A 25,077-nucleotide genomic window follows, 5' to 3' on the forward strand; every position below is an offset into this window, starting at 1 on the left:
GGAAAAATTTACCAAAGACAATGCATGGCGGGCCGGCAAAAAGCCAGCCCCGCCCTGTTGTTAACGTGAATCCGGAACGGGATAAGCGGAGCAGACCTAGAACGGGTTCCAGGTCGCCCGCGGCGTGTATTTGAGGTAGCCGATATTGGCGCCCAGGCGCAGCCCGAGGCCGGAGCGGATCGGCACCAGCACGATGTTGTTGGCGGTGAGCGCCGTCATGCCGAAGCCGCCGATGATGTAGGCCGAGCCGTCGATGCCGGCGAAGCGCTGGTAGATCGCGTTGGTGGCGGGCAGGTTATAGACCAGCGTCATGGTACGCGCGCCGTCGCCGCCCCAGTCGAAGCCGAGCGAGGGACCCTGCCAGTAGACGCGCAGGTCGCCGGCATTCTTGGTGTAGAGCGTGCCCTCGCCATAGCGCAGGCCGGCGACGAACGCGCCGGAGCCTTCCTCGCCCAGGATATAGCCGTTCGGCAGGCCCCATTGGCTGACCGCCTTCTCGATGATCGAGGCGAGGCCGCGCGAGACGTTGCCGAAGAAGCGATGGCCCGCGGTGACGAGCTCGTCCGGCCCATAGGTATTGGGCGTCGGGGTCCGCTGCGGTGGCGGCAGGTCCGGCGGCGGCGCGGCCGTCTGGGCGGCGGCCGGCACGGTCCAGCCAGCCAGCGCGATGAGCGCCACTGCGGCAAGGCGTGATGCGAAAGTCATAAAAGAACCCCTGGTATCGATTCCGGTCCGCTTCCCTTAACCTGACGCCAACGGCACGGTCCTAGGTTGCACCGGATGTCCCCTCGACTCGGATGTTATCCGCAGCAACTATGACGGCACAACGGCAGGAAGATAGCCCTTTGCGCCCCGGAATTGCCTTGATCGGCCGTCTGGTCTGCCTGCTGGCGGCCATTTGGCTCGCCTGCGCAGGCGGGCCAGTGCAGGCCGCCACCACCGAGCGGATCGTCGTCAATCGCTTCTCGGGCGTCGCCATCGAAGGCTTCGATCCCGTGGCCTATTTCGTCGATGGCAGCCCCGGGCAGGGGACGGCGGAGTTCGAAGCCAATCTCTGGGGCGCGGTCTGGCGCTTCCGGAACGAGGGCAACCGGGCCTCTTTCCTGGCCCATCCCGAAATCTACGGCCCGCAGTACGGCGGCTACGACCCGGCCGATATCGCGCGCGGCGTCGTCGTCGCCGGCAATCCCCGCTTCTTCGTGATCGCGGAGCAGCGTCTCTATCTGTTCAGCCGCGAAGACAATCGCGACGCCTTCGCCGCCAATCCCGAGCGGTTCCTGTATGAAGTCGGCAAGCGCTGGCCGGCGCTCCAGGACAAGCTCAGTCAGTAGGCATGACCGCCCCGGCGTCGCCCCAGGCGACGAACGCCGGGATGATGAAGCCGGTGTCGCCACGTTCGCCGAACCGGATCTCGCCGCCCTTGCCGTCGGTCACCTTGCCGCCGGCTGCCGTGACCACGGCGCAGCCTGCCCCGACGTCCCATTCCGAGGTCGGCCCGAAGCGGGGATAGATGTCGGCGCTGCCTTCGGCGATTCGGCCGAATTTGACCGCCGAGCCACACGTCTTTCTGACGGCCTTCGGCCGTCGGTCGATGAAGGCTTCGCTTGTGGGGTCGCCGTGCGAGCGGCTCACCGCCGCGACCCAGGGCTCGCCGTGCCCGGGCAGCTTGCGGGTCCGGATCGGCTCGGCGGCGCCGATCGTTGTGCCGTCAAACGTCACGCGCTCGGCGCCGCGGCCGACGATGCCGCGCCAGAGCAGCCCGAGCGCGGGGGCGCTGACGATACCGAGCAGCGGCACGCCGTCGGTCACGAGCGCGAGATTGACGGTGAACTCGTCGCGGCCGGCGACGAACTCCTTGGTGCCGTCGAGCGGGTCGATCAGGAAGAAGCTGCCGCGAAACGGCGGCGAGGCGAGCTGGCACCGTTCCTCCGAGAGCGACGGCACGTCGTTCGCAAGCCTGGCGAGCCCCTCGGCAATGATTCGGTCGGCGGCGAGGTCGGCCTCGGTCACCGGCGAGCCGTCCTGCTTGCCGTCGACCCGCATCGCCGTGCGGTTGACCGCGAGGATCGCCTCGCCGGCCTGAACCACCAGTGCGGTCAGGGGCTCCATCAGCCGGGATGCGGCCTCGCCGTCGATGATCCTCACCTGCATGCCTCATTCATTGGCAAATCTCGTATTGGCAAATCTCGCCTCTCGTCGCTTGATTCGCCTGCGTCCCTTATGGCCGCTTCGAACCTATCGCAAGCTAGCTGCCACGGGCTGGCGAATGATAGAACCCGCAGCAACAGTTTAAGCCATGCGTGATTCGCCGCGTCCACGCCGTGCCATTCCAGGAACCCTTTATGTCTGACGCTCCGTCACCCGGTACCGCTTCCGCTCCCGATATGCTCGAACTCGCTGCACTGCTGTGCTCGCGGGTCTGTCATGATCTCATCAGCCCGGTTGGCGCCATCGTCAATGGGCTCGAGGTGCTCGATGACGATCCCAAGCCCGAGGACCGCGAATTCGCGCTCGACCTGATTCGCAAGAGTGCGAAGACGGCCTCCGCCCGCCTGCAATTCTGCCGCCTCGCCTTCGGCGCGGCCGGCTCCTCCGGCGCACAGATCGACCTCGGCGACGCCCAGACCATGGCGCGTGGCCACATCGAGGACGGCAAGTGCACGATCACGTGGAATCTGCCGCGGCTGCTGCTGCCGAAGAATCGCGTCAAGCTGCTGCTCAATATGCTGGTCGTGTCCCAGCACACGATCCCGCGCGGCGGCATGCTCACGGTCGATCCGATCGGCGAGGGCGAAACGATGAGCTTCCGCATCACCGCGACGGGACACAACGCGCGCCTGCCGCAGAACATCTCCGAGCTTCTGAGCGGCGAACGCGGGCCGGCTGCGGATGCGCACGCGATCCAGCCTTATTATACCCGGCTGTTGGCGCAGGCCTGCGGGCTCACCGTGACGCTCAAGCCGGAAGGCGAAGCCATCATCATTAGCGCTTCGTAAACGCGCCTATCGTTCTCGCAGGTTAATCGAATCTTTACGAGGCGCTTCGGCTTGTCCGGAGCGCCTTATCTCTTTGTTGGTTCCGTTCTTTTGCACATACTCAACCATTATTAAACGCTTTGCGGTGAAGCTGGCCCCATTCTGACATGGCGCATCACAATTCGTGCGTGCCCTCCCTGTATGAAGGCCTGTTTTCATGGATGATCTGTTGCGGGAGTTTCTGACGGAGACCAGCGAGAGCCTGGACACCGTCGACAATCAGCTGGTGAAGTTCGAGCAGGAGCCGAACAACGCCAAGATCCTCGATAACATCTTCCGCCTGGTCCATACCATCAAGGGTACGTGCGGCTTCCTCGGACTGCCGCGGCTCGAAGCGCTGGCACATGCCGGCGAGACGCTGATGAGCAAATTCCGCGACGGCATGCCGGTGACCGGACAGGCCGTGACGCTGATCCTGTCCTCGATCGACCGCATCAAGGAGATCCTCGCAGGCCTCGAGGCAACCGAAGCCGAGCCCGAGGGCAACGACCGCGATCTCATCGACAAGCTGGAAGCGATGGTCGAGCAGGGCATGGCCGCGATGGCCGCCGGCGCCGCTGCGCCTGTCGCTGAAGCCCCGCCGCTGGTGCCGGAAGCGCCCGTTGCGGCTGCGCCCGCTCCCGCAAAGGAGATGACCACGGGCACGCTGATCGACCAGACCCTGGAGCGTCCGCTGCGTCCCGGCGAAGTCTCGCTCGACGATCTCGAGCGTGCCTTCCGCGAGACCGCGATCGAAGCGCCGGCGCCTGTTGCAAAGGCCGAACCCGTTGCCGAGGCTCCGGCACCTGTTGCCAAGGAAGCTAACAAGGACGCCAAGGTGCCCCGGGAAAAAGCGGCCAAGAAGTCGGCCGCCGACGAGACGGGCGCCGAAGGCGACCGCGTTGCCAACCAGTCGATCCGCGTCAACGTGGATACGCTGGAGCACCTGATGACCATGGTCTCCGAGCTGGTGCTGACCCGCAACCAGCTCTTGGAGATCTCCCGCCGCAACGAGGACACCGAGTTCAAGGTGCCGTTGCAACGCCTCTCCAACGTCACTGCCGAGCTGCAGGAAGGCGTCATGAAGACGCGCATGCAGCCGATCGGCAATGCCTGGCAGAAGCTGCCCCGCATCGTCCGCGATCTCTCGTCCGAACTCGGCAAGCAGATCGACCTGGAGATGCACGGCGCCGACACCGAGCTCGACCGCCAGGTGCTTGATCTGATCAAGGACCCGCTCACCCACATGGTGCGCAACTCCGCCGATCATGGCCTGGAGACCCCCGCCGAGCGCCTCGCCTCCGGCAAGGGCGAGCAGGGCACCATCCGGCTGTCCGCCTATCACGAGGGCGGCCACATCATCATCTGCATCGCCGACAACGGCCGCGGCCTCAACACCGAGAAGATCAAGGCCAAGGCGCTCTCCTCAGGTCTCGTCACCGAGGCTGAGCTGGAGAAGATGTCGGAAGCCCAGATCCACAAGTTCATCTTCGCGCCCGGCTTCTCCACCGCGGCCGCCATCACCTCGGTCTCCGGCCGTGGCGTCGGCATGGACGTGGTCCGCACCAATATCGACCAGATCGGCGGCACCATCGACATCAAGTCGGTCGCAGGCGAAGGCTCCTCCGTCACCATCAAGATCCCGCTGACTTTGGCCATCGTCTCGGCGCTGATCGTCGAGGCCGCCGGCGATCGCTTCGCGATCCCGCAGCTCTCGGTGGTCGAGCTGGTCCGTGCCCGCGCCAACTCGGAGCACCGCATCGAGCGCATCAAGGACACCGCGGTCCTGCGCCTGCGCAACAAGCTCTTGCCGCTGATCCATCTGAAGAAGCTGCTCAAGATCGACGACGGCGCGGCTTCCGATCCCGAGAACGGCTTTATCGTGGTGACGCAGGTCGGCAGCCAGACGTTCGGCATCGTCGTCGACGGCGTGTTCCACACCGAAGAAATCGTGGTCAAGCCGATGTCGACAAAACTGCGTCACATCGACATGTTCTCCGGCAACACCATCCTGGGCGATGGCGCTGTGATCATGATCATCGACCCCAACGGCATTGCCAAGGCGCTCGGCGCCGCCGGCTCCTCGGCCCATGACATGGCCGACGACAATGGCGCGCACCACATCGGCTCCGGCGAGCAGACCACCTCGCTGCTGGTGTTCCGCGCCGGCTCGTCCCAGCCCAAGGCGGTCCCGCTCGGGCTCGTCACCCGCCTGGAAGAGCTCCCCGCCGACAAGATCGAGTTCAGTAACGGCCGCTACATGGTGCAGTACCGCGAGCAGCTGATGCCGCTGGTGGCCATGGACGGCGTCACCATCGCCAGCCAGGGCGCGCAGCCGATCCTGGTGTTCGCCGATGACGGCCGCTCCATGGGTCTCGTCGTCGACGAGATCATCGACATCGTCGAGGAACGGCTCAACATCGAGGTCGGCGGCTCGGCTAGCGGCATTCTCGGCTCGGCCGTGATCAAGGGCCAGGCCACCGAGGTGATCGACGTCGGCCACTTCCTGCCGATGGCGTTCTCCGACTGGTTCACCCGCAAGGAGATGAAGCCGTCGATGCACTCGCAGTCGGTGCTGCTGGTCGACGACTCCGCATTCTTCCGCAACATGCTGGCGCCGGTGCTGAAGGCCGCCGGCTACCGCGTCCGCACCGCGCCGACCGCGCAGGAGGGCCTGGCCGCGCTCCGTGCCCAGACCTTCGACGTGGTGCTGACCGACATCGAGATGCCCGACATGAACGGGTTCGAGTTTGCCGAGACCATCCGCTCCGACAGCAATCTGGGCGCGATGCCGATCATCGGCCTCTCCGCGCTGGTGTCGCCGGCCGCGATCGAGCGCGGCCGTCAGGCCGGCTTCCACGACTATGTCGCCAAGTTCGACCGTCCCGGTCTGATCGCGGCGCTGAAGGAACAGACCGCGGGTGCCGCCGGCGCCTCCGAGCTGAACCGGGCAGCGGCGTAACGACAGGGATCAGGAGATATCGATATGACCAAGAAGACCCAGTCCGGCGAAGGCGCCATGGTCGAGTACGTCACCGCGATGATCGGTGGCCAGCTGTTCGGCCTGCCGATCTCCCGCGTCCAGGACGTGTTCATGCCCGAGCGCGTCACCCGCGTTCCCTTGTCCTCGCGCGAGATCGCGGGCGTGCTGAACCTGCGCGGCCGCATCGTCACCGTGGTCGACATGCGCGCCCGCCTCGGCCTGCCCAAGCCCGAGGACGGCAAGACCCCAATGGCTGTCGGCGTCGACCTGCGCGGTGAATCCTATGGCCTCCTGATCGACCAGATCGGCGAGGTGCTGCGCCTGTCCGAGAACGGCATGGAAGAGAACCCGGTCAATCTCGACCCCCGCATGGCCAAGCTCGCCGGCGGCGTCCACCGTCTCGACGGCCAGCTCATGGTCGTCCTCGATGTCGATCGCGTCCTCGAGCTCGCGCCCGAGATGATGGCGGCCTGATACGGCGGCATTGCCGCCGATGGACTCGCAATTGGAAGTGCCCCCGCACAGGGGGATCAGAAGCAGAGGTTCACATGCGAACTTGTCTCGTCGTTGATGATTCCAGCGTCATCCGCAAGGTTGCGCGCCGGATCCTGGAAGGCCTCGACTTCCAGATTCTCGAAGCCGAGGACGGTGAGAAGGCGCTCGAGGCCTGCAAGCGCGGGCTGCCCGACGCCGTGCTGCTCGACTGGAACATGCCGGTCATGGATGGCTACGAGTTCCTCGGCCATCTGCGCCGCATGCCCGGCGGCGACCAGCCCAAGGTGGTGTTCTGCACCACCGAGAACGACGTGGCCCATATTGCGCGCGCGCTGCACGCCGGTGCCAACGAGTACATCATGAAGCCCTTCGACAAGGACATCGTGACGGCGAAGTTCCAGGAAGTCGGCTTGATCTGAGCGAACACCGGAGGCTGAACGGCTCCTTCGGCGTTTGTTTTCAACTAAACCGTTTCAGTCTGAGTTGGTGAGTAATGAGTGTTGCGTTCGCAGGTAATTCGACCACGGGTTCGTCGCGCGAAGCGGGACCACTGCGGGTGATGATCGTCGATGACTCCGTCGTCATACGCGGTCTGATCTCGCGCTGGATCGGCGCCGAGCACGACATGGAGGTCGCAGCCTCGCTGCGCACCGGGCTCGAGGCGGTCAACCAGCTCGAACGCATCAATCCCGACGTTGCCGTGCTCGACATCGAAATGCCCGAGCTCGACGGTATCTCGGCGCTGCCGCGACTGCTGGCGAAGAAGCGCGATCTCGTCATCATCATGGCCTCGACGCTGACCCGCCGCAACGCGGAGATCAGCTTCAAGGCGCTGTCGCTCGGCGCGGCCGACTACATTCCGAAACCGGAATCGACGCGCGAGACGTCCGCCGCGGATATCTTCCATCACGATCTGATCCAGAAGATCCGTCACCTCGGCGCACGGCTGCGCCGGAAGCCGGCGGTCGCGAGCCCGCCGCTGGCGCCTGCGAGCCCTGCTGCTGCTCCGGCTGCACGCGCGCCGGCCGTTGCGCGGCCCACCGCGCCAGCACCGGCCCCGCATGCCCTGTTTTCAGGCTCGGTGACCACGCGTCCGTTCTCGAGCCAGATGCCGAAGGTGCTGCTGATCGGCTCCTCGACCGGCGGCCCGCAGGCGCTGATGGCGCTCGTCACCGAGCTCGGTCCGGTGATCGACCGCGTCCCCGTGCTGATCACCCAGCACATGCCACCGACCTTCACCACCATTCTGGCCGAGCACCTGGCGCGTTCGAGCCGTAAGCCGGCAGCCGAAGCCGTTGACGGTGAGCCGGTCAAGGCGGGTCGCATCTACCTCGCGCCCGGCGGCAAGCACATGCGCGTCGCACGTAATGGCGCGGACGTTGCGATCGCGCTCGACGACGGCCCCGCCGTCAATTTCTGCAAGCCGGCCGTCGATCCGCTGTTCACCTCCGCCATCGACATCTGGCACGGCAACATCCTCTCCGTGATCCTGACGGGCATGGGCTCGGACGGCATGCGCGGCGGCAAGGACATCGTCGCGGCCGGCGGCAGTGTGATCGCGCAGGATGAAGCGTCCAGCGTGGTGTGGGGCATGCCCGGTGCAGCTGCGCACGCCGGCATCTGCGCCGCGATCCTGCCGCTCAACCAGATCGGCGCGAAGGTCAACCGCCTGTTCGCGGGAGATCGCTCGTGACGCCGATGGACTATGAGTATCTGCGCAAGTTCCTGAAAGAGCGCTCCGGTCTCGATCTCTCGGCCGACAAGCAGTATCTGGTCGAGAGTCGCTTGCTGCCGCTTGCTCGTAAGGCGAGCCTGCCTGGCATCCCCGATCTCGTGCTCAAGATCAGGAACGGCGATGGCCGGCTTGCGACCGACGTGGTCGAAGCCATGACCACCAACGAGACGTTCTTCTTCCGCGACAAGATCCCGTTCGATCATCTGCGCGACAGCATCGTGCCCGGCCTGATCCAGGCCCGCGCCGCGCGCAGATCGCTGCGAATCTGGTCGGCGGCTTCGTCGACCGGGCAGGAGCCCTATTCGATCGCGATGTGCCTGAAGGAGATGGGCGCCGTGCTCGCGGGCTGGCGCATCGAGATCGTTGCCACCGATCTGTCGCAGGAAGTGCTGGAGAAGTGCAAGGCCGGCGTCTACAGCCAGTTCGAGGTGCAGCGCGGCCTGCCGATCCAGCTCCTGATGAAACACTTCACGCAATCGGGCGAGGTCTGGCAGCTCAACGCCGACATTCGCGCGATGGTGCAGTTCCGTCAGCTCAACCTGTTGCAGGACTTCTCCCATCTCGGCACGTTCGACGTGATCTTCTGCCGCAACGTGCTGATCTATTTCGATCAGGACACCAAGGCGGTGATCTTCGAGCGCATGGCGAAGGGCCTGGAAGCCGACGGCACACTGTTGCTGGGGGCTGCCGAATCCGTCGTCGGCATCACCGATGCGTTCCGCCCGATGTCAGACCGCCGCGGTCTCTACCAGCTCAATCCGGCGCGCTCCGGCCGTCCGATGGGTGGACTGATGCCGCAGCCATTGAAGGTCGCTGCGGCGAGATGAGCTTTCTTCTCCCCTTGCGGGAGAAGGTGGCGCGAAGCGCCGGATGAGGGGGTATCTCCCCGAATTCAAATCGTGAGAGCATCCCTAGCGGAGAGAAACCCCTCACCCGTCTCGCCGCTTCGCGGCGATCCACCCTCTCCCGCAGGGGGAGAGGGGAAAGAGAAACCTCACAAAATCGCGTGCGGCAGAAACCGCGAGCTGTTGCCCGTGATCGGGCTCTCGTCCTCGCGGATCGACAGCCCGCACGGCTCGTGGTTGACCAGCCAGCTTCCAACCACCGGATAGACGCCTGAAAAGTTCGGCAGCGGTGCGAGTGCCTGGCGCACGAAGCCTTCGGCGCCGTAGGGACCGGCGTGCTCATCGAGTGACATTCCGCCCGACACCAGCGTGACATTGGCGCCTTCGCGCGACAGCAGCGGCTTGCGGACGTAGGAGCTGCCAAGCTCGGCTGCGCGCGGATCGTCCTCGAAGAACGCCGGCAGCAGATTGGGATGGTTCGGAAACATCTCCCAGAGCAGCGGCAGGATGCCCTTGTTGGAGAGTACCGCCTTCCATGGCGGCTCGATCCAGCGCGTCGGAGCGCCGGCGAGCTTTGCACCGAAGGCGTCGTGGAACATCCATTCCCAGGGGTAGAGCTTGAAGACAAGCTCCATGTCGCGGTCGTCGAGATCGACGAAGCCGCCGGCCTCGTCGCGCCAGCCGATCTCCTCGATGTCGAGCAGCGTGGTCGAGAGGCCCGCCTGGCGCGCCGTGTCTTCGAGATAGGCGAGCGTGCCCGCGTCCTCTTCGTTGCCGGTCGTGCCGGTCAGATGCAGATGGCCGCCCGCGCCGATCGCTTTCCAGGCCTCGATGAGCCGCTCGTGGATCGAGTTGAACTGATCGGCTCGCGAAGGGATGATGCGTCGCTCGATCGCCTGCTCGAGCCAGGTCCATTGAAACACCGCGGCCTCGAAGATCGAGGTCGGCGTGTCCGCATTGTATTCGAGCAGTTTTGCCGGACCGTTGCCGTCGAATTTCAGGTCGAGCCGGCCGTAGAGGCTGCGGTCGTCCCGCTCCCAGCTATCCGCGATCAGGTCCCAAAACGCGTCCGGGATCTTGAGCCGTCGCAAATGGCGTTCGTCGCCGATCACGCGACCGGCGAGCTCCAGGCACATCGCATCGATCTCGCCGGTCGGGGTCTCGATCGAGCGCTCGATCTCGTCGAGCGAGAACGCATAATAGGCGCGCTCGTCCCAATAGCGCTCGCCATCGATGGTGTGGAAGGCGAAGCCGCATTGCTCGGCGGTCCGTTGCCAGTCGTCGCGCTCGGGGCAAGTGATCCGCTGCATATGTCAGCCGCCGCCGTGACCGCCATGGCCATGACCGCCATGACCTTGGCCGGCATGACCTTGACCCGAATGGCCACCGTGCATGTGATGCAGCGTGCTGCCGAAGCCGCCATAGCTCGGCCGGCAATACGGCTCGCCGTCGATGCCGGGCACGGCTTCGAGCCCGGACCCGCAGGACCGCTCGCGCTTCACGAATCCCATCGAGACCGCACCGACCGCAGCAGTGCCCATCAAGGTGAGCACGACTCTTCGCGAACGCTTCATATCGCTTCCTTCCGCGGCATCACCTAAGCAGAGCGGTGCGCGGCGTTGAATTCACAAATCCGCGTCTCAGCCGCCGCCTGAGAAGCCATGCGCAAACGAGCCGAAGCCGCCGCGCGTGACGCCACCGGAGCCGGAATCCGACGACGTGCCTGACGAGGAATGGCTCGAGGAGTCGCTGCTGTAGAAACCCGAACGCGAAGACCAGTGCGAGCTGCCGCCTGACGAGCTGCTGCTGCAGTTTGTCGTCTGGGCCGGTGTGGCCGCCCCGGGGACTGTCGCCCCGGGGACTGTGGCCCCGGGGACTGCGGGAGGCGAAGGCTCGCAGTTCCGCCGTGGCATCATCACGAAGGCGGTGGTGCCAAGCGCGATCGTGCCCATCACCAGCAGCGCGACATGGCCCGAGCGCTTCACCGGCTCCCGCTGCGGTAGCGGCAAGTCCGCCGGAAGGCGCGGCCGGCGCTTGCCGAAATCCTTGGTGGGAGGCTTCGTTGTCATGTCAGTAGATCATGCAGGCGGCGTTCAGGAGGCCGGCTGCGAGCGAGGACAGGCCGAGCCAGATTGCCGGCGCCAGCTCGCCGGCGGCAATCCGCCCCGACAGGTTCGGCACCGGGATCTTCACGATGTAGAACACGGCGACCTGCACGATCAGGGCGATGAAAGCCCAGATCAGGCAGTCCAGCACGTTGGCCGAGTGCGCGATCGCGCTGAACAGCGGCGCCACGAAGCCGAGCAGGCTGAGGCCGAGCGCAATCGCAGCCGCCGGATCGTTGTCGCGAATGAGCTGGAACTCGTTGTGCGGCGTGATCCGCGTGTAGACGAGGAGATATGCCACTATCGCGATTAGTCCGGTGCAGAAATAGACCAGGAAGGCAGGCAGGCCGGCGAGCGATTGCAGGATCATGGGGGGAGGGTCCACCGTTGGCGCCGCGAATTCTGGCACGACGGCTTAGTCGCCGCATCGGTCGAACAGGTTCGATCCCCAGAAACAAGTCGCCCCCGCGATACGCCCGGCACTGCACAAAATATCGGGTCGCATGAGACATGCTTCACAAATGCGTCTCGAGGTTGTGTGTGATAGTCTAGCGCATTGATTTCACGGTCGTCCTGGTTGCGATCGGCCACGCACATTCGAGGGCTTCTTCGTTCTGATCAAAATCGTGTTGAGTGAGGCTCAAAATGCCTGTTGCCGAATACGAAGATTTCGAGCTCGAGATCGGCTCCGATCTGCCCGTGGGTGGCGGTCCTCAGCAATATTACGGTCGCGTCGTCAGGTCGCCGGCGGGCGAAGCGCCGAAGAGCCAGGTGAAGTTCTGGTTCTCCGCGCCCGGTGAACTGGCCAAGCTGCGCGGCGAGCTGGAAAACGCCGTCCTCGAGATCGACGAGAAGAATCGCCAGGGACCGACCACGCGCGGCGAGCAGGTGCTGCGGGATTTCGGCCGCGGGGTGTTTCGCAGCGTCTTCACCGACGTGCCGTCGATCCAGCGCATCTACGAGCGCAGCAAGGGCGCAGCGCAGGATCTGAGGATCAAGCTGCGCATCGAAGCGGCCGATCTCGCCGGGCTGCCCTGGGAATATCTCTACGACGAAGACGACATGCCCGGCTTCGTCAGCCTCACGCGCCCCATCGTGCGCTATCTCGAGACGGCGGGCGGTGTCGGCCGGATGGGCGTCAAGGGACCGTTGCGCATCCTCGGCATGATCGCCGATCCCTCGACCAGCGAATGGCCGAAGCTCAACGTCGTCAGGGAGCGTGATCGCATCAACAAGGGCATCGATGCGCTTCAGCACGAGGGCAAGGTCGATTTTCAGTGGGTCCCCGGAGGGACCGGCAAAGACCTGATGAAGAAGCTGCTGGAAGGCGAGTGGCACATCTTCCATTTCATCGGGCATGGCGGCGTCGAGGAAGCCTTGCCCGGCTCCGGCGCGAGCGGCTTCGTCGTCATGGTCGACGAGGATGGCAAGCCGGTGAAGAAGTTCGCCTCCGACCTGGCGATGATGCTGACGGGCGCACGGCGCAGCCTGCGCCTCATCGTGCTCAATTGCTGCGAGAGCGCCAGGGTCAATGTCGGCGACCGCTTCGGCAATCCAGCGATCGGATTGATGAAGACGGGCTGGCTGCCCGCCGTGGTGGCGATGCAGTTTCCGATCACCGACAATGCCGCGATCTCGATGTCGGAAGGATTCTACGCGGCACTTGCCGGCAACCGTCCGATCGACGATGCGGTGACGCTTGCGCGCAAATTCATCCAGGAGAAGTCCCGGGTCGAATGGGGCATTCCGGTTCTCTACATGCGCTCGCCGGACGGAAGGATCTTCGACGTCGAAGCGCAGCAGCCGCCCGTGCCTCCGCCCGAGGCGGCGCGCCCCTCGAAGGAAATGCTGCAACAGCGCCGCGATGAATTCATGGAGGCGTTGCTCATTGCCCCGACGACGGTCGAGGCGCTGGAGGACCTGACCCGGCGCGGACAGGAGCTGCACAGCCTGCTCGCGGATGACAGCGAGCTCTCGGTTCGGCTCGCAAGGGTCTATTTCGATCTCGGCACGCTGCAGCACAAGCAGAAGCAGATCCCGAAGGCCGCTGCGAGCTTCGCCTACATGCTGAAGCTCGATCCGGCGAAGCCCGAATATTTCGTGCGCCGCGCCAATTTCAACGTGACGGTCGGCCTCTACGAGAATGCGCTCAGCGACATCACCGAAGCCATCAAGCTCAAGCCGAAGAACGCGGAGTTCTACTGGATCAAGGGCATCGTCAGCATGACGGCCGCCGGCACCGACGACAAGCGCGGCTATGTCGAGGAGGCGATCAAGGCTTTCGGAACGGCGATCTCAACCAACGAGAACGAGCCGAAATATCTGGTGTCCCGGGCCAATGCCTACGCCCAGATCAAGGACGTGGCGAAGGCCCAGAACGATATGGACAGCGCGATCGCGCTGGCTCCCGACAATATCGATCTCCTGGTCCAGAAGGCCAAGATGATCGCCGAGGCTGCCTGACTCCCACGCCACCGCCGGATGCCGCGGCGTCGGGCGCGCCTTTCAACAGCGAACCCTAGCAATAGGAGTTCATCGTGCCGCTTGCTTCTGTCGTAGAACCCCTGAACGCGATCTTCGAGTCCTTCGGTGGACCGCTTCTGGTCGTGCTGTTCTACTGGTTCAGGTTTCACACCATGAAGGGGACCCGCTCCTTCACGACGCGGCCGCTGTTCCTGTTCGGACTCGCCGTCTTCATCACGCCGTTCCTGGTGATCTACGCTTTACTTCCCGACAAGCTGTCGCCGCTTGCCGCGGTCTGGCTGCTGATGTTCGCGTGGCTCATTCCCGTCGCGCCGAAGGCTTGGCGGAAATTCTGCCAGGAGCTGGCCGGCATTCCCGTCAGCGCGCTCGCGCTGCGCGATGCACTGGCCGCGGCACCGTTCCAGGTCGGTCCGGACGACATGCCGAGCCTGCAGCGCAAGCTGTCCAGGGTCGGCTATCAGGTCGACGATTTCCGCGCCACGCAATCGACCGCGATCCAGTCGCGCTTCCTCAAGATCTCGGCGCTCATGCTCCATCTCGAGCGCTGGGCCGCGGACCATGATGCCTTCATGGAGCGCAATTCCGATCTCTATGCCGAGCTGCTCGCGGTCTACGATGCGCTCTGCTTCCGCACCGTCCGCGTGCTCAAGAGCAGCGCCGAGATCTACGGTGCGATCATGGAGGACAGCCTGGTCGAGCCGAACGACTGGCAGGCGCTCGACCAGCTCTCGACCCGCCATAGCGCGGTCAGCCAGCTTCAGCTGGCCGCCCAGACCGCGGCGGGGTGCATGCTGGAGGATCTGCGCAAGGACATGGATTCCCTGCTCAACAATCTCCTGCTGTTCGCCGCGCGCGCCGCGCTCGCCGGCGAATGGACGCTCGGCCGCAGCAGGAAAAGGTTGGGGGCGATCGGCTTCACGCTGCAGCCGGCCCCGCCCGGCATCGTGAAGTTCGTGGCGGTCGCGGCGGGCTTCGCCTTCATCTGGTGTCTGGCGTGGCTGCTGGGGTCCGGCAGGATCGTCCACCAGCCTGGAGACCAGTATGTCGGCATGATGCGGACGCTGCTGATGACGCCGCTGTACCTGATCGTGAACTTCTGGCTGGTCTATTATTTCAAGCGGCAATACGCGTTTGCGAACGAGACCATCTTCGGCCGGCTGCCGATCGGATTCATTCTCACGATCGGTCTCTGGAGCGCGCTGATCCTGTTCCCGATTCAGGCCGCGTTCGACTTCTACCAGTTTCCGCAGAAGCCCTATCTCGACGTGGTCTTGCGCGAGCTGCCGATTTTGATCTTCCCCTGGGGGATCGCGGCGATGGCGGCCCTGCTGGTGCAGGATTCGACCTGGGGCAGGCGGTCGCGCAAGACACGGCGGTTGCGCGATGGCCTCGTCTTCGGCGGCGGCATGACGGTGCTGCTGTGGGTGCTGCTGGCCATCCACCAGGTCAGCCCGATGCCGGTCATGGAGGTCGTCGACAACGTCTCGGGCTGGACGTTCTTCTGGTCCTTCGTGCTCCCGACCTTCGCGTTCGGATTCATCATCGGCTACGCGCTGATCGCCTGGCTGCGCGAGACGGCTGCGCGCGTCCCGGTCAGGAGCGCGCCTCTCGCAAGCCCCGCGTTCGCGGGCGCCTGACGAGGCCCCAAAAAACAAAACCCCGCCATTTGCGGCGGGGTCCAGGCTGGGAGGAGCGAGCCCGACGGGGGCTCGCGACGTAAACGGATCAGGCCGGGATGCGCTCTTCGTGCTCGTGCGGCTCGCGCAGCACATAGCCGCGGCCCCACACGGTCTCGATGAAGTTGCGTCCCTCGGAAGCGTTGGCGAGCTTCTTGCGGAGCTTGCAGATGAAGACGTCGATGATCTTCAGCTCGGGCTCGTCCATGCCGCCATAGAGGTGGTTGAGGAACATTTCCTTGGTGAGGGTCGTACCCTTGCGGAGCGAGAGCAGCTCCAGCATCTGGTATTCCTTACCGGTCAGGTGCACGCGCTGGCCGCCGACTTCGACCGTCTTGGTGTCGAGGTTGACGACGAGGTCGCCGGTCTGGATGACCGACTGGGCGTGACCCTTGGAGCGGCGCACGATCGCGTGGATGCGGGCAACCAGCTCGTCCTTGTGGAAGGGCTTGGTCATGTAGTCGTCGGCGCCGACGCCGAGACCCTTGACCTTATCCTCGATGCCGGCGAGGCCGGAGAGGATCAGGATCGGTGTCTTGATCTTGGAGACCCGAAGCTGCTTGAGCACGTCGTAGCCGGACATGTCGGGCAGGTTGAGGTCGAGAAGGATAATGTCGTAATCGTATAATTTACCGAGATCGACGCCTTCTTCCCCCAAGTCGGTCGTGTAGACATTGAAGCTCTCAGACTTCAGCATCAGCTCGATCGACTGCGCGACGGCGCTGTCATCTTCAATCAGCAAAACGCGCATGCCAGTTCCCCATAGTCGCCGCTCCTGGGCGTCAGGTCGGCCGCATTCGCGGCACTCAACAAAACGCCTTTGAACAACTGATTCGGATCCTGACAACAGATGGTTAACAAATCCTGATTCTGGAACGCAAGTCCCCCCGGTGCAATTTTTCTCGAATCGCCCTAAGGTCTTGCGTTGAAGCAGCTTTCGTTATCCGGCTCCGTTCAAGTTCCACTTTAAGAGACGGGCCTAACCGACTCCCGCGACTCAGCCTTCTTCTGAAGGGGAGCCACGCTCAGTCACAAAGACAGTGACGCAATGATTAACGATGCGGGTAAACACGAAGTTAAGCGCCGTTCAGAAATATGGCGAAATTTAAGGGTTTCGCCATGAAGGCCCCGATCATGCAGGCGCGTCCCCTTATGAAGGCCCTCATATGAAGGCGTTGGCTGAACAGATCGGCGACATCGACGGCGTCAATATCTATGGCCGCGTGGTCGGCGTACGCGGTCTGATGGTCGAGGTTGCCGGCCCGATCCATGCGATGTCGGTCGGTGCACGGCTGGTCATCGAGACCGGCGCCAACCGTTCGATCCCCTGCGAGGTGATCGGCTTCTCCGGCAACAACGCTGTCGTGATGCCGTTCGCCGGCCTCGACGGTGTGCGTCGCGGCTGCAAGGCGGTCATCGCCAATGCCGCCAATCAGGTCCGTCCGTCGTCGGCCTGGCTCGGCCGCGTCGTCAATGCGCTGGGCGAACCGATCGACGGCAAGGGACCCTTGCCGCAGGGCGCTTCGCCGATGCCGTACCGCAATTCGCCGCCGCCGGCGCATTCGCGCAAGCGCGTCGGCAGCCCGCTCGATCTCGGCGTGCGCGCGATGAACACCTTCCTCACCTGCTGCCGCGGCCAGCGCATGGGCATCTTCGCAGGCTCCGGCGTCGGCAAATCCGTGCTGCTCTCGATGCTCGCGCGCAACGTCGATGCCGCTGTCAGCGTCATCGGGCTGATCGGCGAACGCGGCCGCGAGGTGCAGGAGTTCTTGCAGGACGACCTCGGCGAGGAGGGCCTGGCGCGCTCGGTCGTGGTGGTCGCGACCTCCGACGAGCCGGCCCTGATGCGGCGGCAGGCCGCGTATCTGACGCTCGCGGTCGCCGAATATTTTCGCGACGAGGGCCAGGACGTCCTCTGCCTGATGGATTCGGTGACGCGTTTCGCCATGGCCCAGCGCGAGATCGGCCTGTCCGCCGGCGAGCCGCCGACCGCCAAGGGCTACACGCCGACGGTCTTCACCGAGCTGCCGAAACTCCTGGAGCGCGCCGGACCGGGGCTGGGCGAGGGCGCCATCACCGCGATCTTCACCGTGCTGGTCGACGGCGACGATCACAACGAGCCGATCGCCGACGCCGTCCGCGGCATCCTCGACGGGCACATCGTGATGCAGCGCTCGATCGCGGAGCGCGGCCGCTACCCGGCCATCAACATCCTCAAATCGGTGTCGCGCACCATGCCGAAATCGGCCGATCCGCAATTCTGGCCGACCATCCAGAAGGCGCGGGCGGTGATGGCGACCTACGCCGATATGGAGGAGCTGATCCGGCTCGGCGCCTACCGGGCCGGCTCCAGCCCCGAGGTTGACGAGGCGATCCGCCTGCACGAGCCGCTGGAGGCCTTCCTGCGGCAGCGCAAGGACGAAAATGCCTCGCTGGCCGATGGTTACCGGCAGTTGGCGCAAATCCTCGGCAATTTGGAAACGGAACGCTAACTTTGTCCCGTCATCATCCGATCCCACAGAGTAGCAGAGCCGGTCTTGGCCCCAATCGGGCCAGTGGGGAGACCGGTGCCGTCCCAATGTGTGTGTATGTCTTGCAGCTAAGGGACTTCTGGGGAGTACGAGTCGATGAAGTCACGTGATACCCTCATTCGCCTGAAGAAGTTTCAGGTCGACGAGAAGCGCCGCCGGGTCGCCCAGATCGAGTCCATGATCGCCGACTTCCAGCGGATGTCGACCGATCTGGATCGCGAGATCCAGACCGAGCAGGACCGTGCCGGGATCAACGACCCCGCGCATTTCGCCTATCCGACCTATGCCAAGGCCGCCATCCAGCGCCGTGAGAACCTGACCCGCTCGGCCGACGAGCTGAGGGGCCAGCTTGAGGAGGCCAAGGCCGCGCTCGGGGAGGCTTTCGAGGAGCTGAAGAAGGTCGAGCTCCTGGACGAGCGCGACCAGGCCCGCGAGCGCGCCGAGGAAAATGCCCGCGAGCAGGCCGATCTCGACAGCATCGGCCTGATGCGTTCCCGCATCGGCGCCATCGCCTGACGGCCGCCAGCGGTCAAAATCGCTAGAGAATTTGCGAGCCCGGACCCGCAAGGTCCGGGTTTTTGCGTGCGCTGTCCACAGCGCGGCGCGCCGCCTCTTGGTGACGGGCTTGACCGCGCGCTATGGTAGCGGAGTGCCGGGGTCTGCGCGGATGCGACGGGGCCTGAGCTTTGGGGGGCTGAATGCTGACGCCAGCAGAGCTGGTCGGGCTGATCGAGGCGGTGTCGAAGCGCGACCAGGCCGCGTTCGAGCGCCTCTACGCCGCCACGCGCGCGAAACTCTATGGCGTCGTCCTCCGTATCTTGCGCCGACAGGATCTCGCAGAGGAGGTCATTCAGGAGACCTACGTCAAGATCTGGAACAGCGCCGGCCAGTTCAATCCGACGCTGTCATCGCCGATCACGTGGATGGCGTCGATCGCGCGTAACCGCGCCATCGATATCGTTCGCAAGAAGACGGAGGCCTCCATCGAGGAGGAGCCGCAGGCGATGGACGTCGCCGCCGACAGTCCCGATCCGCTGGCGCGCCGGGAGATGTCCGAGGAGTTGAAGCGGCTGCTGGAATGCATCGGTCGCCTCGAGCCGGACCGTCAGCGGCTCGTGCTTCTCGCCTATTACAACGGCTGGAGCCGCGAGCAATTGGCGGAGAAATTCGCAGCACCCGTCAACACGGTGAAGACGTGGCTGCGGCGCAGCATGCTGGATATCCGGGAGTGTCTCGGATTATGAGCGCGTCGACGACGAGGATGGTTTCGGACTGCAACTGATGGCCTACAGCGAGGACCATATCGCGCTCGCCGCGGAATATGCGCTCGGCACACTCGAGGCCGACGAGCGCGCGCAGGTCGCGACCATGATGGCGGTGGACCAGGAGTTCGCCGCGGTCGTGCAGGCCTGGGAATTCCGGCTCGGCGTCCTCAATCAGATGGTCGGCACGATCGAGCCGCGGCCGATCGTGTGGGAGAACATCCAGCGCGCGATCGCGCAGACGCTATCGTCGCAGGATTCGCCCGAAGCGCCGCCGGTGCCGTCGGAGGCGCCGCCGCCGCCACCACTGCCGGAGTTCTATTCGCCGGCGCCTTTATCGCTCGAGGCTTCAACGACAGAGTCTTCGGCGCCAGAGTCTTCCACGCCAGAGACGCCATCGCCAGAACCTTCGTCGCTGGACGTGCCGCCGCAGGCGTTGCCCGATTCCAACTCCGATGCCGTTCCGATTTTCCCGCCGCAGTTCGTGCCGCAGACCCATGCGCCCGATCCGAGCGTGACGCCCGCGACGCCGGCGCCGGTCGTCGACGGCAGCAACGTGATCTATCTCGAGCGCCGCGTGAAGCGCTGGCGCACGATCGCCTCCGCCGTGGGCGCGCTCGCGGCCGCCTTGCTGGTGACGCTGTCGCTCCAGATCTTCCTGCCCGATGCGCTGCCCGGCCCGCTGCGGCCCGCACCGCGCATCCAGACGGTCGAGCTCAAGGCACCGGCCGCGCCGCTGTCTTCGCCCGCGCAATATGTCGCGCTGCTGCAGGGCCAGAGCGGCGGCCCCGCTTTCATCCTCACCATCGACGGGGCGACCAAGAACTTCACGGTGCGCAAGGTCGGTGCGACGCCGGAGCCGGGCAAGAGCTTTGAGCTCTGGCTGATCTCCGACAGGTTGCCGCGCCCGCGTTCGCTGGGCGTGATCAGTAACGGCGACTTCACGGCGCGCCCGGTGCTCGCCGGTTACGATGCCGATGTCGTCAACGGCGCAACCTATGCAGTCACGGTCGAGCAGTCGGGCGGCTCGCCCAACGGCCAGCCGACCTCGGCGCCGGTGTTTTCCGGCAAGCTGATCGAGACCGTGCCGCCGTCCCAGCCCCAGGTTCCGGCGAAGAAGTAGCCGCCCCAACGGCGCATAATTGTCGCGACGGTCCGTTTCTCCGTCGCAATCCGACAAGTCTTGCTGAATCCACCTGTGATTTGAACCTCCATGCATGTCCCGGCGTCAAATGCCCGGAATTTGCAGTCGGCACAGCCGATCATGGTGCCGGAGAGGGGCTAGAAACCAGATGGATGCAGCCAAGCCGCCGGGCGTCTTTATTCACCAATATGCAGGCCTGCCGCAGGGGCCGGCGTTCGAACATTGGCGCGACAGGGCCTTGGGGGCCTGTGGCCTCGAGATCGGACCGAGCCAGGGCGACAGCATCGACTGCCGGTTGCAGATCAGCGTGGTCGACAATATCGCGCTCGCCATTCCCGAAGGCTCCTCCGCGCAATATTCGCGCACGCAGAGCGGTCTCGCCGACGGCAGTGACGATCTCGTGCTGATCGCCGCGCATGCCGGCCTCGTCAGCGTCCGGCAGAACGGCCATACGGTCGAGCTCGCGCCGGCGCAGATGGTGCTTGCCGACATGGCCATCACCGGCAGCGTCGGTCACACCGACGAGAACCGCTTCACCACCATCCGCATGCCGCGCCGCGCGCTGCTGGACATCAATCCGCGCGCCGAGGAGAAGCTGTCCCAGGTGCTGTCGGACGGGGTGGTCGCCGAGACCATCTTCCGTTATCACGCGCTTGCCGCTCACCACGCGCCGCATCTCGACGCCGTCGGCCAGCGCCTGACCGCGCAGCACATGGTCGATCTCGTCGGCCTCCTGCTCGGCACCGACGCCGAGCACGCGGCGCTCGCGCGCGGTCGCGGCCATGCGGCGGCCCGTCTCGATCTCATGCGCGCCGACGTGATGGCCGCGCTCGGCCGCAACGATCTCTGCCTGTCCGAGGTCGCGACCCGCTCGGGGCTCAGCCCGCGCCAGGCGCAGCGGCTGTTCGAGCAGGCCGGCACCACCTTTACCGAGTTCGTGCTGGAGCAGCGCCTGCTCCTGGCGCGAAAACTGCTCGGCGATCCCCGCGCGCGGGCGCGCAAGATCAGCGACATCGCGCATTCCTCGGGCTTCTCGGATCTGTCCTATTTCAATCGCGCCTTCCGCAAGCGTTTTGGCGCGACGCCCTCGGAGCTGCGCGAGGCCTGAGGCCCGATTTTGGGCAGCGGCCGACTGCTGCCGCAGTTGGTCGATCCGGATGATTGAGCTATATCTGTCCAGCGGCACAGATCGCCGGATGGTCTCGAACAGCGAAGTCAACGGACATGGCGCGTATCGTCGTGCTCGGCGCCGGATTTGCAGGCCTGTGGGCGGCCATCGGAGCCGCGCGCATGCGCGACGAGATGGGTGCGGCCGGCCGCGACATCGAGATCCACGTTATCGACCGCAATCCCTATCACAACATCCGCGTGCGCAATTACGAGGTCGACCTCAGCGAGGTTGCGCTGCCGCTTCCGCAACTGCTTGATCCGATCGGCGTCACGCACGGTCTCGGCGAAGTCGAGGCGGTCGATCCGGCGCGGCGCCAGATCGCGCTGGTGACGAGCAGCGGCGAGCAGACGCTGAGTTACGATCGCCTCGTGCTGGCGCTCGGCAGCGAGGTGATGCGGCCGGATATTCCGGGCCTCGCCGAGCATGCGTTCGACGTCGACACCTATGCCGCGGCGCTTCGCCTCGAGGATCATCTCACCTCGCTCGGACGCAGTGCGCCGTCGCCGGGTCGGTCGACGATCGTGGTGGTCGGCGCTGGCTTCACCGGCATCGAGGTTGCCGCCGAAATGCCAGACCGGCTGGTGCGCGCCGGTATCACCGGGAGTCGCCGCATCATCCTGGTCGATCCCAATCCCGCGGTCGGCGCCACGATCGGCGACCACGCGCGCCCCGTCATCGAGACCGCTTTATCGTCGCTCGAGGTCGAGACGCGGCTCGGCGTGCGCGTCGCGTCGGTCGAAGCTGCCGGCGTTCATTTGAGCTCAGGCGAGTTCATCGCAACGCAGACCGTGATCTGGTGCGCCGGCATGCGCGCGAGCCGGCTCGCCGAAAACTTTGCGGGCGCGCGCGATCGCCTCGGGCGCCTTCTGGTCGATCCCTTCATGCGGGTCACGGATCTGCCGGGCGTCTTCGCCGCCGGCGACGTCGCCTCGAGCGTGGTCGATGGCTTGCATCCGACCGTGATGTCTTGCCAGTTCGCCCGTCCCATGGGCCGCTTCGCCGGCCACAATGTAGTGGCCGATCTCGTCGGCCAACCGCTGCTGCCGCTGAGGATCGACTGGTACGTCACCGTGCTCGATCTCGGCGATTGGGGCGCGCTCTACACAGAGGGGTGGGACCGCGAGGTGCGCACGACCGGCCAGGCTGCCAAGGCGACCAAGCAGACCATCAACTGCAAACGCATCTATCCCCCGCTCTCGGGGCGCAAGGACGAACTGTTCGCTGCCGCCGCGCCAACGGTGCAGGCGCCGCCGCCGACTTATGGAGCGCGGCGGAGTTGAGCTGGACGGCCAGCTTATGAACTCCGCTATGTCCCGACAGCGGACCAAATCCCGCGTCACAGCGAACCGGCGCTATGCGCCAATTTCAGAAGTGACGGTGCGCCGCTGTGACGATCAGCTCGGTCGCTGATCCACCGAAGTCAACCGTGCAATGATTGTTCCCCTTTCAAAGATTGCTCCGGGAGCGACAACGGCGTTTGCGCCGAACTTGCAGTCATCACCGATCAGTGCGCCAAACTTGTCGACGCCGGTGTCGACGATCTCCCATGAATGCAAGATTCGAATCCTTGGATCGGCAAGCTCATTTCGGAAATTGGCGACGATGGAGCCGGCCTCGAGATTCACTCTCGCCCCGACGACGCTGTCTCCGACAAAATTGAAATGTGCCAACTTCGATCCGGCAAACAAGAAAGAGGATTTAAGTTCGCTGCCCGGGCCAATGATGCAATTTTCCTCCAACCAGCACCCGCCACGGATGAGCGAGCCGGCGGCGATGAAGCACCTTGGTCCGATTATCGCCGGCCCTTTGACCAGCGCGCCGGCTTCCACCGTCGTTGTTCGATGGATTGCGACGTCATCCGACATGCAAAACTCTTCGCTGATCCCGTTCAAAAGACGTCGAACTGCCGAGACGGAGTTTGTGGTCAGCGCCCAGGGCGTCTTTTCAGTCAGCGCAGCCAGCGGCGAGTTGGAAAATGCAGCTATATGCTCGGTGAGAAGTTGCATTTGCCCTCATATCCTGCGCTCACGGAAGTCCTGAATTGTGCAGCGGAACCTAAACGAAGCCAAGATTCCATTCGAGCCAATCCAGAGCTACTCACCGAGGCCGATGCGGCGGGCCATGTAGAGGTGGGTTTCGTAGTCCACCTCGAATTCTCCGCCGTGACGGTCGATCGCCTTGGAAATGTCATTGCGCAGCTCTTCGCGTATAGTTGGCGTGAGCATTCGAAACTCCGAGCGCGTACCCAGGAAATTTGCGTAGCTTGATGTCGTGTGCTGCCACTTCCAGGGATAGCAGCGGTGCTCCACCGCTCCGAACAATCCCGACTCGTCGAACCAGCCTTTGAATGGACCGCTGGGCAGGTACCAGGCCTCCGGTGGCGGTCCCCAGCGGCCCGTATGACGCAGGTATATGTCCTTGAACCGTTCGAGCAATGAAGCGGGCAGTCCTGTCGGAACATGTCCAAAGACGGCCAATGATCCGTCAGGTGAAAGCAACTTCGCCGCTTTCACGAATCGCAATTCTGGAGCGACCCAGTGCCACGACTGCGCCGCGACGATGAGCCGGAACGGTGCCTTGTCCTGTGACCACGCCTCGAACGTCGCCTCGACCAGTTCGACATTGTCAAAACCGGCGAGGCTCTCGCGCGCAGTGCGTACCATTTCGGGCCCAGGGTCGATTGCAACGATCTGCAGATCGCGCGTCGCGAAGCTCTTTGTTGCCTGCCCCGTGCCGCATCCGACTTCGAGAACGGGATCTCCAGGCTTCATGGCGGCGTACGAAACCACGTCGTCGACGAGAGCTTCGGGATAATCGGGACGTGAGGCCCTGTATGCTCCCGCAATCTGATCGAAAGTAAAGCGCTGCTCCATCGCGTGCTCCGCTTCATCAGGTTCTGAACCTAGCCGAGCAAAGCCAGTCGCTGTCAAGGCATCGTGGGCTCATCGACAAGCCCTTGCGTTGCCCGACGGGCAAAACATCCAAGCCCTCGGTCAATCCTGGTCGTCGAAAATATTCCACTTTACCGAAATTCGGAAACGGCGTATGTGTCGCGCAACCCGGCCCAAGGAAGAGGGGCGTATCGCGATCGTCACGAACGCGGGCCGGGCGGCGGTGGGCGTGGCTCACATCGGCGCGAAGCGCTTTGCAGGGCGGGCAACCGTGAGCGAAGGCCTCGCGCACACGACCGGTGTGATCGGCGTACGGCAAAATCGTGTGGTCCTGGCGCCCGGAGCCTGTGCGCCAAGTCTTGTGGTGATGCACGCTGTCCAACCGGACACGCGCATCAGTCATCTGCAGGGCGACGGGGGCAATAGTGCATCGCTCCCCGGGGAGATCACGACATAAGCCGTCAAACCACTGCGCAGGGAAGGCCGGATGTTCAGGCTTCACCTGTATGCCACTGTGCAGATTCTTCATCTGCAACCTCGCACAGTGGACCGCGGGTGCCAGCCGGCACCCGGTCTTCCCTGCGCCCTCTTTCAATGGAGGGTGAGGCGACGAAGCAAAGCTCGGGCGAGACAAGCCGCGAGGGCGCGAAGGTGTGTTTGTGAAGGGAGTAGGATGGGTAGAGCGTAGCGAAACCCATCACGCGTCGGCTCGGAGGGGGCCTCGATGGGTTTCGCTGCGCT

Annotated in this window: 24 protein-coding genes; 15 read left to right on the plus strand and 9 right to left on the minus strand. The window is 64.6% G+C overall.

The features are described 5' to 3' along the window. Positions 1–96: 96 nt before the first annotated feature. On the minus strand, positions 97–705 hold the full coding sequence (locus tag NLM32_RS10985; protein ID WP_254128996.1) for a DUF1134 domain-containing protein: 609 nt from the start codon (positions 703–705) through the stop codon (positions 97–99). A gap of 140 nt (positions 706–845) precedes the next feature. On the opposite strand from NLM32_RS10985, the gene NLM32_RS10990 reads away from it, so the two are divergent. Then, a complete protein-coding gene (locus NLM32_RS10990; RefSeq protein ID WP_254128997.1) occupies positions 846–1,331 on the plus strand; it encodes a YHS domain-containing (seleno)protein in 486 nt (161 codons plus the stop codon). Here NLM32_RS10990 and NLM32_RS10995 read toward each other — a convergent pair. Next, positions 1,321–2,151 carry a 3'(2'),5'-bisphosphate nucleotidase CysQ gene (locus NLM32_RS10995; RefSeq protein WP_254128998.1) on the minus strand — a complete coding sequence of 277 codons (831 nt, stop codon included), beginning with the start codon at positions 2,149–2,151 and terminating at the stop codon, positions 1,321–1,323. The genes NLM32_RS10990 and NLM32_RS10995 overlap by 11 nt on opposite strands. A gap of 191 nt (positions 2,152–2,342) precedes the next feature. Here NLM32_RS10995 and chpT point away from each other — a divergent pair, with 191 nt between their 5' ends. The 6 genes from chpT to NLM32_RS11025 all read left to right on the plus strand — a co-directional run bounded on the left by chpT (position 2,343) and on the right by NLM32_RS11025 (position 9,054). Further along, complete coding sequence (gene chpT, locus NLM32_RS11000) at positions 2,343–2,996, plus strand: histidine phosphotransferase ChpT (RefSeq protein WP_254128999.1); 654 nt, start codon at positions 2,343–2,345, stop codon at positions 2,994–2,996. A gap of 196 nt (positions 2,997–3,192) precedes the next feature. Further along, a complete protein-coding gene (locus tag NLM32_RS11005; protein ID WP_254127717.1) occupies positions 3,193–5,976 on the plus strand; it encodes a hybrid sensor histidine kinase/response regulator in 2,784 nt (927 codons plus the stop codon). A 24-nt stretch (positions 5,977–6,000) separates the two neighbouring features. Then, positions 6,001–6,471: a chemotaxis protein CheW gene (locus tag NLM32_RS11010; RefSeq protein ID WP_254129000.1), complete on the plus strand. Its 471-nt coding sequence runs from the start codon at positions 6,001–6,003 to the stop codon at positions 6,469–6,471. A 74-nt stretch (positions 6,472–6,545) separates the two neighbouring features. Then, entirely contained in the window at positions 6,546–6,911 is a 366-nt protein-coding gene (locus NLM32_RS11015) for a PleD family two-component system response regulator (protein ID WP_007600538.1), read from the plus strand. Between the two features lie 74 nt (positions 6,912–6,985). Beyond that, on the plus strand, positions 6,986–8,185 hold the full coding sequence (locus NLM32_RS11020) for a chemotaxis response regulator protein-glutamate methylesterase (RefSeq protein ID WP_254129001.1): 1,200 nt from the start codon (positions 6,986–6,988) through the stop codon (positions 8,183–8,185). Beyond that, positions 8,182–9,054 (plus strand): protein-glutamate O-methyltransferase CheR, encoded by an 873-nt coding sequence (locus tag NLM32_RS11025; RefSeq protein WP_254129002.1) that lies wholly within the window; start codon positions 8,182–8,184, stop codon positions 9,052–9,054. The genes NLM32_RS11020 and NLM32_RS11025 overlap by 4 nt, the downstream gene beginning before the upstream one ends. 167 nt (positions 9,055–9,221) lie before the next feature. On the opposite strand, the gene NLM32_RS11030 is transcribed toward NLM32_RS11025, so the two are convergent. From NLM32_RS11030 to NLM32_RS11045, 4 genes are all read right to left on the minus strand, one after another. Beyond that, on the minus strand, positions 9,222–10,382 hold the full coding sequence (locus tag NLM32_RS11030; protein WP_254129003.1) for a glutathionylspermidine synthase family protein: 1,161 nt from the start codon (positions 10,380–10,382) through the stop codon (positions 9,222–9,224). A 3-nt stretch (positions 10,383–10,385) separates the two neighbouring features. Beyond that, on the minus strand, positions 10,386–10,646 hold the full coding sequence (locus NLM32_RS11035; RefSeq protein ID WP_254129004.1) for a hypothetical protein: 261 nt from the start codon (positions 10,644–10,646) through the stop codon (positions 10,386–10,388). Between the two features lie 66 nt (positions 10,647–10,712). After that, positions 10,713–11,141 carry a hypothetical protein gene (locus NLM32_RS11040; RefSeq protein WP_254129005.1) on the minus strand — a complete coding sequence of 143 codons (429 nt, stop codon included), beginning with the start codon at positions 11,139–11,141 and terminating at the stop codon, positions 10,713–10,715. A gap of 1 nt (position 11,142) precedes the next feature. Beyond that, on the minus strand, positions 11,143–11,547 hold the full coding sequence (locus NLM32_RS11045; protein ID WP_254129006.1) for a DUF350 domain-containing protein: 405 nt from the start codon (positions 11,545–11,547) through the stop codon (positions 11,143–11,145). 275 nt (positions 11,548–11,822) lie between these two features. On the opposite strand from NLM32_RS11045, the gene NLM32_RS11050 reads away from it, so the two are divergent. Continuing rightward, positions 11,823–13,640 (plus strand): CHAT domain-containing protein, encoded by a 1,818-nt coding sequence (locus NLM32_RS11050; protein WP_254129007.1) that lies wholly within the window; start codon positions 11,823–11,825, stop codon positions 13,638–13,640. 74 nt (positions 13,641–13,714) lie between these two features. Further along, complete coding sequence (locus NLM32_RS11055) at positions 13,715–15,298, plus strand: hypothetical protein (RefSeq protein ID WP_254129008.1); 1,584 nt, start codon at positions 13,715–13,717, stop codon at positions 15,296–15,298. A gap of 88 nt (positions 15,299–15,386) precedes the next feature. Here NLM32_RS11055 and ctrA read toward each other — a convergent pair whose 3' ends face one another. Continuing rightward, positions 15,387–16,088: a response regulator transcription factor CtrA gene (gene ctrA / locus NLM32_RS11060; protein ID WP_008138878.1), complete on the minus strand. Its 702-nt coding sequence runs from the start codon at positions 16,086–16,088 to the stop codon at positions 15,387–15,389. Between the two features lie 415 nt (positions 16,089–16,503). On the opposite strand from ctrA, the gene fliI reads away from it, so the two are divergent. From fliI to NLM32_RS11090, 6 genes are all read left to right on the plus strand, one after another. Further along, positions 16,504–17,829, plus strand: a complete 1,326-nt coding sequence (gene fliI, locus NLM32_RS11065) for a flagellar protein export ATPase FliI (protein ID WP_254129009.1) — start codon at positions 16,504–16,506, stop codon at positions 17,827–17,829. Between the two features lie 135 nt (positions 17,830–17,964). Next, positions 17,965–18,384, plus strand: coding sequence for a flagellar export protein FliJ (fliJ, locus tag NLM32_RS11070; RefSeq protein WP_254129010.1), 420 nt, complete (start codon positions 17,965–17,967; stop codon positions 18,382–18,384). A gap of 182 nt (positions 18,385–18,566) precedes the next feature. Next, positions 18,567–19,112, plus strand: coding sequence for a sigma-70 family RNA polymerase sigma factor (locus NLM32_RS11075; RefSeq protein WP_254129011.1), 546 nt, complete (start codon positions 18,567–18,569; stop codon positions 19,110–19,112). Between the two features lie 37 nt (positions 19,113–19,149). Further along, complete coding sequence (locus tag NLM32_RS11080) at positions 19,150–20,253, plus strand: anti-sigma factor domain-containing protein (protein ID WP_254129012.1); 1,104 nt, start codon at positions 19,150–19,152, stop codon at positions 20,251–20,253. Between the two features lie 169 nt (positions 20,254–20,422). Next, a complete protein-coding gene (locus NLM32_RS11085; protein ID WP_254129013.1) occupies positions 20,423–21,382 on the plus strand; it encodes an AraC family transcriptional regulator in 960 nt (319 codons plus the stop codon). Between the two features lie 116 nt (positions 21,383–21,498). Continuing rightward, positions 21,499–22,725, plus strand: a complete 1,227-nt coding sequence (locus tag NLM32_RS11090) for an NAD(P)/FAD-dependent oxidoreductase (protein WP_254129014.1) — start codon at positions 21,499–21,501, stop codon at positions 22,723–22,725. Between the two features lie 114 nt (positions 22,726–22,839). On the opposite strand, the gene NLM32_RS11095 is transcribed toward NLM32_RS11090, so the two are convergent. Both NLM32_RS11095 and NLM32_RS11100 read right to left on the minus strand, forming a co-directional pair. Then, entirely contained in the window at positions 22,840–23,451 is a 612-nt protein-coding gene (locus NLM32_RS11095) for an LpxA family transferase (RefSeq protein ID WP_254129015.1), read from the minus strand. 87 nt (positions 23,452–23,538) lie between these two features. Continuing rightward, complete coding sequence (locus NLM32_RS11100) at positions 23,539–24,318, minus strand: class I SAM-dependent methyltransferase (protein WP_254129016.1); 780 nt, start codon at positions 24,316–24,318, stop codon at positions 23,539–23,541. Positions 24,319–25,077: the final 759 nt, after the last annotated feature.

The organism is Bradyrhizobium sp. CCGUVB14 (genome assembly GCF_024199935.1).
Taxonomy (GTDB): Bacteria; Pseudomonadota; Alphaproteobacteria; order Rhizobiales; family Xanthobacteraceae; genus Bradyrhizobium.

What these genes read in the sequence shown, in the direction of transcription:
- NLM32_RS11085 (WP_254129013.1), top strand. Translation starts at nt 20,423, where the DNA reads ATGGATGCAGCCAAGCCGCCGGGCGTCTTTATTCACCAATATGCAGGC.
- NLM32_RS11100 (WP_254129016.1), bottom strand. Translation starts at nt 24,318, where the DNA reads ATGGAGCAGCGCTTTACTTTCGATCAGATTGCGGGAGCATACAGGGCC.
- NLM32_RS11010 (WP_254129000.1), top strand. Translation starts at nt 6,001, where the DNA reads ATGACCAAGAAGACCCAGTCCGGCGAAGGCGCCATGGTCGAGTACGTC.
- NLM32_RS11080 (WP_254129012.1), top strand. Translation starts at nt 19,150, where the DNA reads ATGGCCTACAGCGAGGACCATATCGCGCTCGCCGCGGAATATGCGCTC.
- NLM32_RS10995 (WP_254128998.1), bottom strand. Translation starts at nt 2,151, where the DNA reads ATGCAGGTGAGGATCATCGACGGCGAGGCCGCATCCCGGCTGATGGAG.
- NLM32_RS11015 (WP_007600538.1), top strand. Translation starts at nt 6,546, where the DNA reads ATGCGAACTTGTCTCGTCGTTGATGATTCCAGCGTCATCCGCAAGGTT.
- NLM32_RS11095 (WP_254129015.1), bottom strand. Translation starts at nt 23,451, where the DNA reads ATGCAACTTCTCACCGAGCATATAGCTGCATTTTCCAACTCGCCGCTG.
- NLM32_RS11040 (WP_254129005.1), bottom strand. Translation starts at nt 11,141, where the DNA reads ATGACAACGAAGCCTCCCACCAAGGATTTCGGCAAGCGCCGGCCGCGC.
- NLM32_RS11035 (WP_254129004.1), bottom strand. Translation starts at nt 10,646, where the DNA reads ATGAAGCGTTCGCGAAGAGTCGTGCTCACCTTGATGGGCACTGCTGCG.
- chpT (WP_254128999.1), top strand. Translation starts at nt 2,343, where the DNA reads ATGTCTGACGCTCCGTCACCCGGTACCGCTTCCGCTCCCGATATGCTC.
- NLM32_RS10985 (WP_254128996.1), bottom strand. Translation starts at nt 705, where the DNA reads ATGACTTTCGCATCACGCCTTGCCGCAGTGGCGCTCATCGCGCTGGCT.
- NLM32_RS11005 (WP_254127717.1), top strand. Translation starts at nt 3,193, where the DNA reads ATGGATGATCTGTTGCGGGAGTTTCTGACGGAGACCAGCGAGAGCCTG.
- NLM32_RS11020 (WP_254129001.1), top strand. Translation starts at nt 6,986, where the DNA reads ATGAGTGTTGCGTTCGCAGGTAATTCGACCACGGGTTCGTCGCGCGAA.
- NLM32_RS11045 (WP_254129006.1), bottom strand. Translation starts at nt 11,547, where the DNA reads ATGATCCTGCAATCGCTCGCCGGCCTGCCTGCCTTCCTGGTCTATTTC.
- NLM32_RS11030 (WP_254129003.1), bottom strand. Translation starts at nt 10,382, where the DNA reads ATGCAGCGGATCACTTGCCCCGAGCGCGACGACTGGCAACGGACCGCC.
- NLM32_RS11050 (WP_254129007.1), top strand. Translation starts at nt 11,823, where the DNA reads ATGCCTGTTGCCGAATACGAAGATTTCGAGCTCGAGATCGGCTCCGAT.
- NLM32_RS11075 (WP_254129011.1), top strand. Translation starts at nt 18,567, where the DNA reads ATGCTGACGCCAGCAGAGCTGGTCGGGCTGATCGAGGCGGTGTCGAAG.
- NLM32_RS11090 (WP_254129014.1), top strand. Translation starts at nt 21,499, where the DNA reads ATGGCGCGTATCGTCGTGCTCGGCGCCGGATTTGCAGGCCTGTGGGCG.
- fliJ (WP_254129010.1), top strand. Translation starts at nt 17,965, where the DNA reads ATGAAGTCACGTGATACCCTCATTCGCCTGAAGAAGTTTCAGGTCGAC.
- ctrA (WP_008138878.1), bottom strand. Translation starts at nt 16,088, where the DNA reads ATGCGCGTTTTGCTGATTGAAGATGACAGCGCCGTCGCGCAGTCGATC.
- fliI (WP_254129009.1), top strand. Translation starts at nt 16,504, where the DNA reads ATGAAGGCGTTGGCTGAACAGATCGGCGACATCGACGGCGTCAATATC.